The 11,857-nt window shown below is 29.4% G+C and carries 13 protein-coding genes; 8 read left to right on the top strand and 5 right to left on the bottom strand.

Annotated features, from left to right (window positions below):
* Window position 1 precedes the first annotated feature (1 nt).
* Genes hypE through msrA form a run of 3 tightly spaced genes read left to right on the top strand, consistent with a single transcriptional unit; the run spans window position 2 to window position 1,828 of the window.
* Window positions 2-973, top strand: coding sequence for a hydrogenase expression/formation protein HypE (gene hypE / locus L8U04_RS06730; RefSeq protein ID WP_220567193.1), 972 nt, complete (start codon window positions 2-4; stop codon window positions 971-973).
* Window positions 973-1,338 carry a hydrogenase maturation nickel metallochaperone HypA gene (locus L8U04_RS06725; protein WP_133318875.1) on the top strand — a complete coding sequence of 122 codons (366 nt, stop codon included), beginning with the start codon at window positions 973-975 and terminating at the stop codon, window positions 1,336-1,338. Before hypE ends, L8U04_RS06725 begins: the two co-directional genes overlap by 1 nt.
* Window positions 1,328-1,828, top strand: coding sequence for a peptide-methionine (S)-S-oxide reductase MsrA (gene msrA, locus L8U04_RS06720; protein WP_263709684.1), 501 nt, complete (start codon window positions 1,328-1,330; stop codon window positions 1,826-1,828). The genes L8U04_RS06725 and msrA overlap by 11 nt, the downstream gene beginning before the upstream one ends.
* 58 nt (window positions 1,829-1,886) lie before the next feature.
* Here the strand turns inward: msrA and tpx are convergent, their stop codons facing one another.
* From tpx to L8U04_RS06695, 5 genes are all read right to left on the bottom strand, one after another.
* Window positions 1,887-2,411: a thiol peroxidase gene (gene tpx / locus L8U04_RS06715; RefSeq protein WP_258107330.1), complete on the bottom strand. Its 525-nt coding sequence runs from the start codon at window positions 2,409-2,411 to the stop codon at window positions 1,887-1,889.
* A 61-nt stretch (window positions 2,412-2,472) separates the two neighbouring features.
* On the bottom strand, window positions 2,473-4,494 hold the full coding sequence (locus L8U04_RS06710; protein WP_263670245.1) for an ATP-dependent helicase: 2,022 nt from the start codon (window positions 4,492-4,494) through the stop codon (window positions 2,473-2,475).
* Between the two features lie 7 nt (window positions 4,495-4,501).
* Complete coding sequence (locus tag L8U04_RS06705) at window positions 4,502-5,743, bottom strand: ArsS family sensor histidine kinase (RefSeq protein WP_263670243.1); 1,242 nt, start codon at window positions 5,741-5,743, stop codon at window positions 4,502-4,504.
* A complete protein-coding gene (locus L8U04_RS06700; protein WP_039626094.1) occupies window positions 5,740-6,414 on the bottom strand; it encodes a response regulator transcription factor in 675 nt (224 codons plus the stop codon). Before L8U04_RS06700 ends, L8U04_RS06705 begins: the two co-directional genes overlap by 4 nt.
* Window positions 6,415-6,426: 12 nt before the next feature.
* Window positions 6,427-7,842 carry a DegQ family serine endoprotease gene (locus tag L8U04_RS06695; RefSeq protein WP_133318880.1) on the bottom strand — a complete coding sequence of 472 codons (1,416 nt, stop codon included), beginning with the start codon at window positions 7,840-7,842 and terminating at the stop codon, window positions 6,427-6,429.
* A 152-nt stretch (window positions 7,843-7,994) separates the two neighbouring features.
* Here L8U04_RS06695 and L8U04_RS06690 point away from each other — a divergent pair, with 152 nt between their 5' ends.
* Genes L8U04_RS06690 through L8U04_RS06670 form a run of 5 tightly spaced genes read left to right on the top strand, consistent with a single transcriptional unit; the run spans window position 7,995 to window position 11,857 of the window.
* Window positions 7,995-8,867: a J domain-containing protein gene (locus L8U04_RS06690; RefSeq protein ID WP_263659850.1), complete on the top strand. Its 873-nt coding sequence runs from the start codon at window positions 7,995-7,997 to the stop codon at window positions 8,865-8,867.
* A gap of 12 nt (window positions 8,868-8,879) precedes the next feature.
* The gene (locus L8U04_RS06685) at window positions 8,880-9,254 is read left to right on the top strand and encodes a heat shock protein transcriptional repressor HspR (protein ID WP_039668403.1); all 375 of its coding nucleotides are present in this window, start codon (window positions 8,880-8,882) and stop codon (window positions 9,252-9,254) included.
* 25 nt (window positions 9,255-9,279) lie between these two features.
* Window positions 9,280-10,905, top strand: coding sequence for a cation:proton antiporter (locus L8U04_RS06680; RefSeq protein WP_133318882.1), 1,626 nt, complete (start codon window positions 9,280-9,282; stop codon window positions 10,903-10,905).
* Window positions 10,902-11,234, top strand: a complete 333-nt coding sequence (locus tag L8U04_RS06675) for a hypothetical protein (protein WP_258107332.1) — start codon at window positions 10,902-10,904, stop codon at window positions 11,232-11,234. Before L8U04_RS06680 ends, L8U04_RS06675 begins: the two co-directional genes overlap by 4 nt.
* Window positions 11,231-11,857: an HAD family hydrolase gene (locus L8U04_RS06670; RefSeq protein WP_263659848.1), complete on the top strand. Its 627-nt coding sequence runs from the start codon at window positions 11,231-11,233 to the stop codon at window positions 11,855-11,857. The genes L8U04_RS06675 and L8U04_RS06670 overlap by 4 nt, the downstream gene beginning before the upstream one ends.

Genomic DNA, 11,857 nt, shown 5'->3' with positions numbered 1-11,857 from the left:
AATGAAGCAAATTACTTTAGCCCATGGTGGCGGTGGCGAAGAAATGAATGCTTTGATAAGTGAAATTTTTTCTATTTTTGAAAATGATGTTTTAAAAGAAGCAAATGACGCTGCTATTTTAGATGATTTGGCTTTTAGTACTGATTCTTTTGTATTAAATCCTATCTTTTTAAAAGATATAAATATAGGAAAATTAGCAGTTTGTGGTAGCGTAAATGATGTATTAATGGTGGGAGCAAAACCACTATATTTATCATTAGCTTTAATTTTAGAAGAGGGTTTTGAGCTAGAAAAGTTAAAAATTATACTAAAATCTATAAAAGAAGAATGCGATAAAGCGGGAGTAAAGCTAGTTTGCGGGGATACTAAAGTTGTTCCTAAAAATAAAGGCGATGAAATATACATTAATACTTCATGTATAGGTAAAAATATACAAAAAATCAATACCAAAAACTTAAAAAGTGGTTGTAGTATCTTAGTTTCAAGGGATATTGGAGCTCATGGTTGTGCGGTTTTGGTTGAAAGAAATAATTTAGAGGCAAATATCCAAAGTGATTGTAAAAGCTTAAAAGATGAAGTTTTAACACTTTTAAATGCAAATATTTCCATAAAAGCAATGCGTGATGCTACGCGTGGTGGGCTTAGTGCAGTTTTAAATGAATGGACTAAATTAAGTAATTTAGAGCTTTTAATATTTGAAGAAAAAATCCCAGTTTGTGATGAAGTTTTAGGGGTTTGTGAGCTTTTTGGGTATGAGCCTTATGAGCTTGCAAATGAAGGAACTTTTATTATTTGTGTAGATAAAAAAGATGAACAAAAAGCATTAGAAATTTTAAAACAATTTAATACTAATGCAGCTATTATAGGTGAAATCACAGCTAATAAAAAAGCAAGAGTGGTTTTAGAAAATGCTTATGGAGCAAAACGCATTTTAGAAGCTCCAAAAGGCGAACTTTTACCAAGAATTTGCTAATGCATGAGTTAAGTATTACAGAATCTTTGCTAGAACTTTGTGAAGAATACGCTCAAGGAAAAGTTATTGAAGAAGTGCATGTTAAAATAGGGCGTTTAAGTGGGGTTGAACCTCCACTTTTGCAAAGAAGCTTTGAAACTTTTAAAGAAAATAGCCCCTTATGTAAAAATGCTAAATTTATTATGCATATTCAAGAAGTAGTAGTTGAGTGTCAAAAATGCCATTTTAGTGGAGTACTTAAAAATAATATCTTTTGGTGCCCAAAATGCGAAGATAAAGATTTAAAAATCATAGATGGGGAAGAGCTTTATCTTATGCAACTTGTTTTAAAAGAAAATGAGGATTTGGAAAATAATGACAAATAAGGAAATTATCTTAGGTGCGGGTTGTTTTTGGTGTACTCAAGCTGTGTTTGATGAAATCAAAGGCGTAGTTTATACAGAAGTAGGTTATAGCGGTGGTAAGCCAAATCCAAGTTATGAAAGCGTGGTAAATGGTGATGGGAATATAGAAGTAGCTAAGATAATTTATGATGAAAAACAAATTTCATTAGAAAAAATCTTAGAAATTTTTCTCAAAATGCACGATCCAACAAGCTTAGATAAACAAGGAGCTGATGAGGGGATACAATATAGATCAGTTATTTTTTATCAAACTAATGAGGAGTTAAAAATTATTAGCAATTTTTTACAAAAAGCACAAAAATATTACACTAAAGACATAGTTACACAAGTTTTAAAACTAGAAAAATTTTATAAGGCTGAAAACTATCATCAAAAATATTTTAAAAATAATCCTAGCCAAGCTTATTGTAGATTTGTTATTGCTCCAAAATTAGAAAAGCTTAATTGCTAATATTGTTTTTAAGTATTTTTGCAGTTAGATTTAAAAGCCTTTTGCAGGCTTTTAAAATTTAGTGGCAACCACAACCACCACATCCACAACTTTGACTAAAGAAATTTTCTAAAGCTTGCATATTAGGAAGTTCTGTTACTTCATTTACTAATTCTTTATAAGCAACTACGCCATCTTTAATTACAAACACTGCTCTAGCTAAAATTCCCTCAAGTGGACCATCAGCCATTAAAACACCATATTTTTCACCAAATTCTTTAGAAACAAAATCACTCGCAACAGTTAAATTATCTATACCTTCAGTTGAGCAAAAACGACCCATAGCAAATGGTAAGTCCATACTAACTACGATTACTTCTACACCACTTGCTGCTGCTTTTTTATTAAATTCCCTAGCTTCAGTTGCACATACTGGAGTATCAAGGCTTGGTACGCTGATAATAATTTGAGTTTTACCTTTTGGAGCAATTTCAACACCTGAAAGATCTTTGGCTTTTAAAGTGATATTTGGAGCCATGTCACCAACTTGGATGTTGTTTCCTTTTAAATTTACTTTATTTCCTTTGAATAATACACTATTCATTTTTTTCTCCTTGAATGATTTTTATTAATCATAATATAAAAAGATTAATAAAGTCTTATTTTTATTCTTCTTTACACATACCTGCTTCGATTAGAAAACACGAAGGTTGATAATTGCTTTTTTTAATCTTGTCATATTTTGCATAGCTTAAGTATAAAGTATCCTTAGCTCTAGTTACAGCTACATAAAAAAGTCTTCTTTCTTCTTCCAAACTTCCACCCATGCTCATGAGCTTTTGGTTGGGAAATCTTCCTTGTGCAAGATCAATTACAAATACAAGTTCAAACTCAAGCCCCTTACTTGCATGTATACTTAAAAGATTAACCCCACTACCACTACTCATTTCACTAGCACCAAGAGTAAGAAAGTTATAGTATTTATAATTATCACTATAATTTTTAGCAAGTTCTTTTAATACAAACATTTTCGCGTTGATTTTTTCTAAAATTTCATTTTTTTTATTTAAATCAACATTAGAGTTTTTATTAGTTGCTCTTTTAGTTGCTAAAATATCACAAATTTCTTTAAAATAATCATTTTCTAAGATCAAATTTACAAGTTGAGTTGAAACCTTACACTCGCTTGCTTTTTTAATAAAAAGATAAATTTTTTCAAGATTTTTTGCACAAAGCTCGTTGATTTTGGGTAAGCTTAAAATAGGGTGGGTGTTAAATTCGCTTTCTAAGTTAAATCTTGAAGGCGAGGCTAGCTCCTCAATATCATCAAAAAGTCCTAGTTGATAACTTTGTTTTTTGTATTTTTTTAAATTCACACTACTATCAGGATTTAAAAAGCCTTTAATTAAACTAGAATGTCCTAATTTTAATAAAGCATCAAAAATATCTTTTGCCAAAACCCCACCAACTCCTTTGGTGTATTCAAGTAAATGTATAAAAGCCATGATATCTTTTGGATTAAGCACGATTGCAAGCATAGAGCAAAAGTTTTTAACTTCCAAGCTTTCAAAAAAACTTCCTCCACCTTTTCTTTTGCTTGCTATGCCAAGTTCTCTTAAGGCTACTTCTACTCCATCTGCACTAGAATTGTTTCTAAAAATCACAGCAATTTCATCAAGATTAACCCCGCTTTGTAAGATTATTTTTGCTATGGTAGAGTATTGATCAAATAATTCATTAAAAGTTAGCAAACTTGGCGCTTTAAAATCTCCTTCTCTAGTTACAATTAATTCTTTAGGATATAATCTTTCATTGTTTAAAATAACCTTATTAGCTAACGCAAGTATATTTTTACTAGAACGATAGTTTTTATTTAAAGTAAAAATATTTGCATCGACAAATCTATCTTTAAAACTTCCTATAATAGAAATATCAGCCCCATTAAAAGCATAAATACTTTGATCATAATCACCCACACAAAACAAACTTTTACTTTTAAAAGCATCAATTAACGAGCCTTGCAAGGTGTTAGTATCTTGGTATTCATCTACTAAAATCTCATCAAATTCAAAATGATGTGAAGCTAAAACATGTTTTAATTTGATCAATAAATCATTAAAATCCACATAGTTAAAACGCATTTTTTCTTCTTCGTATTCTTTTAAAATATCTTCATAAATTTCAGCATAAACAGCTTGTTCATCATAATTTTGACAAAACCAATTATAAAATTCATCTAAGTTTGCATTAGTATTTTGAAATAAAGAATACACATCATACAAATAGCTTGGCATATAAGGTTTAGTATCGCTTAAATGATGAAAAGTGCGTTTTTCAAAAATAGAACGCAAAAGAATTTTAAGCTCACTCGCAGGTTTTAAAATAATATCGTGATTTAACTCTTTAAGTAGAGAATAAGCAGTACTATGAAAAGTTCCTGCTGTGATTTTTGAAGTAATGCTTTTATCAAAATACCTACTAAGTCTTTCTATCATCTCTTTACTAGCTTTGTTTGTAAAGGTTAGAAGCATAATTTTTTCAGGCTTTATACCATTTTGAAGTAAAAAGGCTATTCTTGCAACTATAGTTGAAGTTTTACCCGTGCCTGCGCTTGCTATAATTAGATTATGTCCAAAAGGAGCACTAGCGGCTTTATATTGTTCTTCATTTAAACGCGATAAGGGCATGAATTTCCTAGTTTAAAATTATATTTTGTATATCATTAAAATAAAAATGATTAATACCATCTTTATATTCATAATAAAGCGTGAGTTTATGAGAATCTAAAATAGTCTTAACAATGTATAATCCAAGTCCAAAACTATCTTTATTTTTCTTGCCTTGCGTAAAGGCTTGAGTATAGTATTTCAAGTCTTTATCTAAGGCTTTTCCTTTGTTTTTAAAGCAAAGATAATCTTTAGTTATTTCTATAGTAACGCAATTTTCATCAGAGTATTTTGTCGCATTATCTATCATATTTTTCATTGCAGTGGTAAAAAGTTTAAAATCTACATTGACACTAAAACTTTCTTTTATACTAATTTTTACCTTTTCATCATCACTCATAGCTATATCTTTAGCTTCATCTAAAAGATCTAAGATATTGTATTTTTTTAAATTAATCAAACCAGCACCCGAAGTAATTTGCTCAATGGCTGCAAATTCATTAATCAAAATCTCTAAACGATTAAAAGCACCCACTAATCTTTCTTTATATTTGCTATCTTCAAGCATTTCTAAAGTAATTAAACCTTTAGTAATGGGGGTTTTTAGCTCATGCATAATATTTCTTAAGAAAAACTGCCTTGAAGTGTTTAGTTTTTGAATTCTTAAAATAGACTCATAAAAGGCTGTTGCTACTTGAGAAATTTCATCATTTCCCTTGCTAACATTTTGAATTTCATTGAGTTTATTTTCGCCAAATTTATCAATTTGTCTTTTTAAAGCTCTAAGTGGTTTTAATTTTTTAATGATAAAAATATATAAAATCAATAAAACCATTACTACTATACTAGCAATAAGCTTGATCACAAAATAACGATAACCTTGATATTCTAAATCTTTATATAAATAAAGCTTACCATCAAAGATGATTTTTAAATACACATTATCTTCTAAAGTAATGATTTCAACTACACCTGTGCTAGTTTGAGCCCGTGCTATAGTTTCAGCTTTATAGATGATTTGTCTTATGGCTGATGGAGTTGTTAATTCTATCATTTTGTAATTTTTTGTTTGCTCATAAAATTCTCTTTCACTAATCACATGATTAAAATATAATAATCTTGCATTAGCTATAAAAGAATATTTTGCATTAAGCTCATTAGTGTAATTTTGTTGATCATATTTTATAAGCCATAAAAAAGCTAAAATTACACTAACGCTTGCAAGTAAAAAAACAAAGGTTATAGTATAAAAAATTGATGATTTATTCATTGAGTTAATTTATACCCTATGCCTCTGATTGAATGAATGTATTTTGGAGTTTTAGGATCATCTCCGATTTTTTGTCTGATTCTACTAATGATTACATCTATACTTTTATTACTAGAATCTTCACTAATAGAGCTACAATTATACACAAGCTCTTCGCGGCTTACCACTCCACCTTCTTTTTTAATTAAATAACTCAAAATATCAAATTCAGCATTAGTAAAGCTAATTTCTTGATCTTTCATAGTGATAGTATGTTTATATTTATCATATACAAGATCTTTTTTAACTTGAGCTTGAGCAGTTTTTGTGTTTGAAATTCTTCTTAAATGACTTTTAATTCTTGCTTGAAGTTCTTGAGGATTATATGGTTTTGGTAAATAATCATCTGCACCCAAATCAAGTGCTGCAACCTTATCGCTAATATCATGCCTTGCACTTGAAATGATAATAGGTGTATCATATTTTTTACGAATTTCCTCGCATACTTCAAGTCCATCAAGTCCAGGTAAGCTTAAATCCAAAATGATTAAATCATAAGGATTTAAAGCAAGTCTTGAAAGACCTATATAAGGCTCATGAGCAATATCTACTTTCATATCAAATTGCTCTAAATATTCAGCTATAATCTCTGCTAATTCTAAATCATCTTCTATCATTAAAATATTTGTCATTTTTTTCCTTTCTTAAAAAAGTAAAGCTCTTACAAATCCGCCTCTATTAATCCAAATTTTAACATACTCTTTACCTTTATTTAATTCTAAAGCCTTAGATAATTCTTTAAAATTTGAAATTTCATACTGATCAACACCTATAATAATATCACCTTGCTCAAAACCTATTTTTTCAGCTTTTGATTTTGGAGTAACTTCGGTAATTAAAATACCACTAATACTTTCAGGTATGCGGTATTGCTGTCTATTCTTAGAGTCAAGTTCCACTAATTTTAGACCATCAATATAACCTTTTTCATATTGTAGCGACTTTTCATCTGTTTTTAACATAAATTTAGCTGTTTTGACTTTATTATCTCTTTCATAAGTTACTTCTACTGCTTGTTTTGGATCAATACTTCCTATGTAGTTTTTTAAATCCATAGGGCTTTTAATCACAGTTTTATCTACTTTTATAATCAAATCTCCTCTTTTTAACCCTGCATTATAAGCTGCTGAATCTTTTTGTACTTCAGTAATTAAAGCACCTTCTTGATTAGTATAGGCTTTTTTAATATCTTGAGTTAAAGCTCCTATGACTACGCCTAAATATCCTCTTTCAATTTTTCCATGCTCAATAAGTTTTTGTGCAATAGATTTTGCCATATTAGAAGGGATTGCAAAACCTATGCCATTATTTCCACCACTTCTTGAAAGTATGGCTGAATTTATCCCAACTAAAGCTCCTCTACTATCTACCAAAGCTCCGCCTGAATTTCCAGGATTAATAGAAGCATCAGTTTGGATGAAATTTTCATATTGATTTAGACCTATATTGTTTTTATTTAAGGCCGAAATAATCCCACTTGTAACACTACTTCCAACACCAAAAGGATTACCCAAAGCAAACACTACATCACCTTCTAGTAATTTATCTGAATCAGCAAAAACTACTGCGGGTAAGTTTTTTGCTTCTATTTTTATCACTGCTAAATCTGTTTTAGGATCAGCACCGATTAATTTAGCTTTATATTCAGTGCTAGAATCAGGTAAATTTACAGTGATTTTTTCAGCATCTTCTATAACATGATTATTTGTTATAATATAACCATCGCTTGAAATAATTACACCAGAACCCAATGAACTTACAACTTCTTTATTTTTTTTATTTTTTGGAGCTTGTGGGAAATCAAAACCAAAAAATTGTCTAAAATAAGGGTCATTGAAAAAATCATCAATTCCAAATGAACTACTTTGAACAGTTTTAGAAGTTGAGATATTTACAACTGAATTTTTAACTTTTTGTATGGAATCATGATAAGAAAGTATAGTATTTTGATTATCAGTTGGTAAAGTTCTTTTTACATTATCATCTGCTTGTTTAAAATCAATACTAGCACTAAAAAGACTAGTTGCCAATGCCAAAGAAAGAATCATAGTTTTTTTCATGTTTTATCCTTTGTAAAATCATTTAATGCAAGTATAAAATTTTATTTTTACACAATTGTAAATAAAACCTTTAGTTTTAAAACTTATAAAAGTTGATTGACTAAGACTAAAGTTTTTGATATAATCTTATAAAAAATTAAGGAATAATAAAAATGAGTAATAGTTTATATGAAACACTAGGAGTTTCGCAAAACGCTAGCGCAGATGAGATAAAAAAAGCTTATAGAAAATTAGCAAGACAATATCATCCTGATATTAACAAAGAAAATGGTGCTGAGGAAAAATTTAAAGAAATTAACGCCGCTTATGAAATTTTAAGTGATGAGAAAAAAAGAGCTCAGTATGATAGATATGGCGATTCTATGTTTGGCGGGCAAAGTTTTCATGATTTTTCAAGAAATGCAGGTGGAGCTGACATCAATGATATTTTAAAAAATATTTTTGGCGGAGGCTTTGGAGGATTTAGTGGCGGTTTTAGTTCTAGTAATAATTTTAGAAGTGGCTTTGGGGGATTTGGAGGATTTGAAGAAGATTTAGATTTGCAAGCAAGTGTTAAAATTCCTTTTGAAAAAGGAATTTTAGGTGGTGAGCATTTGGTAAATATAAATAACGAGCAAGTTAAAATCAAAATTCCACATGGCATAAAAGATGGCGAAAAGCTACGCATACGAGGTAAAGGAAAAAGCTTTCAAGGGCAAAGAGGGGATTTGATTTTAAAAGTTGAACTTGAAAAAAGCGATGAATATGAAAGAGAAGATGATGATTTGTACAAAAAGGTTGAAATTAGCTTAAAAACAGCGCTTTTTGGAGATAAAATCAGTGTGCATACCCCAAGAAAAGAAGTTAAAATCACCATACCGCCAAATTCTAAAAACAATCAAAAAATTAGACTTAAAGGCTATGGAGTGCAAAATAGAAAAACAGATCTTTATGGGGATATGTATTTAATTTTGAATGTAAAAATACCTGATATTAATAGCCTTGATCCTGAATTTGTAAAAATTTTAGAAGAAAAATTACCTTGAAAGGAGTAAGTAATGGAGCATAGTTATGATGAACCGGTGTATCTTATAAGTGTTGTTGCAAAAGTTTTAAGTATACACCCACAAACTCTAAGACAATACGAAAAAGAAGGTTTAGTTGAGCCAAGTAGAACCGATGGTAAAATGAGACTTTATTCTCAAAAAGATATAGATAGAATCAAAATGATTTTACGCTTAACAAGAGATCTTGGGGTTAATTTAGCTGGTGTTGATGTGATTTTAAAACTAAAAACAAAAATTGATGAGTTTGAAAACACTATTGAAGAGTTAAGATTAGAACTTGATAGAAGAGATAATCCTTCAAAATCAAGAGCAGTAGTTAAACATAGAAGTAATTTTGATTTAATTTTTTTAGAAAAAATAAAATAATAAAAACATTACAAAAGGTTGGTGAGTGGATGCTTTTATAACTTTATTTTTAACTGCAGTAGCAGTTGCTGTCATACTTAATGTTATACTTAAAAAATTTGGTATTCCAACTATTATAGGTTATATAGCTACAGGTTTATTTGTGCGTGAATTTTATGGTTTTAGCACTAATGAATTTGTTATACATGTAGCTGAATTTGGCATAGTTTTTTTAATGTTTACTATAGGGCTTGAATTTTCATTTAAACATCTTTTGGCAATGAAAAAAGAAGTATTTTTAAATGGAAGTTTGCAAATGCTAACTTGTGGTTTGGTTTGTACTTTACTTGTAACTTATATTTTAGGTATAGCAAGCCATATCGCAATGATAGCAGGTTTTGCTCTAGCCTTATCTTCCACTGCTATAGTTTTAAAAATACTTAATGATAATGGCGATATCAACGAAGAATATGGCCGAAAAGCTTTAGGAATTTTACTTTTTCAAGATATTGCTGTGATACCACTGCTATTAATGATTGATATATTTAGTTCTCAAAATGCTGATATTTCAAAACTTTTACTTACAACTTTAGTCAGTGCTGTGATTTTACTTGTTTTGCTTTATTTTATAGGCAAATACCTTTTTACTTATGTTTTAAAATTCATCATTAAAACTAACGCAAATGAAATTTTCATCGCCACCATACTTTTTACTGTAATAGGAGCAAGTTTTTTGGCTCATTCTTTTGGCTTTTCATACTCACTTGGAGCATTCATAGCTGGAGCTTTGATAGCTGAAACTAAATATAAACATAAAATAGAAGCAGATTTGGTTCCTTTTAGAGATTTGCTTTTAGGATTTTTCTTTATCAGTGTTGGTTTGCAAATTGATTTTCATATAGTTTTTGAAAATTGGTTTTTGATTTTTGTTTTTGTAAGCTTGGTTTTATTGATAAAATTTGTAGTAATCTACGGTCTTTTAATCCTTTATACAAGAAAAAGAGTAGCGTTAAAAACTGCTTTGAGTATTTCTCAAATTGGAGAATTTGCGCTAGCAGTATTTTCATTAATGCAAGTAAATTCACTTATAGATGAAAAAACAGCACAAATTTTTATTATAGTTTCTATCGTCACTATGGTTGCAACGCCTTTTATTTTAAATAATCTTAGAAAAATAGCCAACGCAGCCGAAGGTGAGCAAAATGATATGGCTAAATTTTATTTATGTGATCAAAAAATGAAAGATCATTTTATCATTTTTGGTTATACAAGATTAGGTCAAGAAGTGGTGCAAAAGATCAAAAAAACAGGTATTCCATATTTGGTTTTAGAAAGTGATTTAAATTTAGTTGAACTTGGCCGCAGTAGAAATGAAAATATCTTTTTTGCAAATGTAGCCCAAGTAGAAACATTAAAAGTAGCAAATATAGAAGAATGCTCAGTTGCTATTATAACTATAAGTAATGAAGCTAAGCTTGACATGCTCTATCAAGTGCTTTCTAGCTTTAACAAACCCATACAAACGGTTTTAAAAACAAGTGGTACAGGTGCTAAGATCATTTTCCCACATACTGATAAACATTTACACATTGTAGATGCTGAAGCTTCAATAGCAAGAAATTTAGTACAAGAAGCATTACAATGTAGAATCAATACAAGTGCAGCAGAATGAAAAATGATGAAAAAGCTTTAAGGGTAAAATATGTAAGAGCTTTAGAAAAATTTACTAATTCTGCTGTGAGTGCTTTAAAAAGAGAAGATTTTGATTTAACTCTTTTTAGAGAAAGAATGCAAAAAAATGCTAAAATCTTTGAGAAAATTCAAGCGGTGTTTTTAGATTCTACTTATACTAAGGCTTTGGAGATTTTTGTAAATGAGTGTTTAGATGAAAGTTTAGACCAAAAAACCTTAGCTTCAAAAGCCAATGCCTTATATAAGCTAAAAAATAATCAAAGTTATAAAAAAGACAAACATAAAATTAAATTTAAGGATGAATATTGATAAATGTAATTTTTGATATGGATGGCACGCTTATAGATAGTGCTAATGCTATAGTATGTGCGGTAAATGAAATAAGAGCGGATTTAAATTTAGAACCTTTAAAAAGAGAGTTTATTTTAGATACTATCAATACTCCTGGACAAAATTATGCTAAGATTTTTTACGGGGTTGATACTTACTCACATACTAGCTTTAAAGAAGGTTATGAGAAGTATTTTATTAAGCATTATGATCAAAGCGTGGTGCTTTTTGATGGTGTGCTTGAGGTTTTGGAATTTTGTAAAAAAAATGATTGCTATTTAGCTATAGCTACAAATGCACCTCAAGAAAGCTTGGTGCCTATTTTAAAAAAACAAAACATTCTTTCATATTTTGATAAAATACTAGGTGTTAGTTATGGTATAGAAGCTAAGCCTGATCCTATGATGCTAAGATTAATCGCAGATGAAGCAAAATATGAAAAAAGTATTTTCATAGGCGATAGCTTAAAAGACAGACTTTGTGCTAAAAATGCTAAGATGGATTATATACATATTTCTTGGCAAAAAGAAATTAAAGACTTAGATGAAGCTAACGATAAAACTACTTTAATAGAAAAAATTCAAACTTATATAAAAGGTTAA

Source organism: Campylobacter sp. IFREMER_LSEM_CL908, from assembly GCF_025771545.1.
Lineage (GTDB): Bacteria > Campylobacterota > Campylobacteria > Campylobacterales > Campylobacteraceae > Campylobacter_D > Campylobacter_D lari_D.
Note: the sequence above shows the minus strand (reverse complement) of the source record. Positions and strands in the feature narration are given on the sequence as shown.

Excerpts from the sequence above, each read along its gene's own strand:
- hypE (WP_220567193.1), top strand. The coding sequence starts at position 2 with ATGAAGCAAATTACTTTAGCCCATGGTGGCGGTGGCGAAGAAATGAAT.
- L8U04_RS06725 (WP_133318875.1), top strand. The coding sequence starts at position 973 with ATGCATGAGTTAAGTATTACAGAATCTTTGCTAGAACTTTGTGAAGAA.
- msrA (WP_263709684.1), top strand. The coding sequence starts at position 1,328 with ATGACAAATAAGGAAATTATCTTAGGTGCGGGTTGTTTTTGGTGTACT.
- tpx (WP_258107330.1), bottom strand. The coding sequence starts at position 2,411 with ATGAATAGTGTATTATTCAAAGGAAATAAAGTAAATTTAAAAGGAAAC.
- L8U04_RS06710 (WP_263670245.1), bottom strand. The coding sequence starts at position 4,494 with ATGCCCTTATCGCGTTTAAATGAAGAACAATATAAAGCCGCTAGTGCT.
- L8U04_RS06705 (WP_263670243.1), bottom strand. The coding sequence starts at position 5,743 with ATGAATAAATCATCAATTTTTTATACTATAACCTTTGTTTTTTTACTT.
- L8U04_RS06700 (WP_039626094.1), bottom strand. The coding sequence starts at position 6,414 with ATGACAAATATTTTAATGATAGAAGATGATTTAGAATTAGCAGAGATT.
- L8U04_RS06695 (WP_133318880.1), bottom strand. The coding sequence starts at position 7,842 with ATGAAAAAAACTATGATTCTTTCTTTGGCATTGGCAACTAGTCTTTTT.
- L8U04_RS06690 (WP_263659850.1), top strand. The coding sequence starts at position 7,995 with ATGAGTAATAGTTTATATGAAACACTAGGAGTTTCGCAAAACGCTAGC.
- L8U04_RS06685 (WP_039668403.1), top strand. The coding sequence starts at position 8,880 with ATGGAGCATAGTTATGATGAACCGGTGTATCTTATAAGTGTTGTTGCA.
- L8U04_RS06675 (WP_258107332.1), top strand. The coding sequence starts at position 10,902 with ATGAAAAATGATGAAAAAGCTTTAAGGGTAAAATATGTAAGAGCTTTA.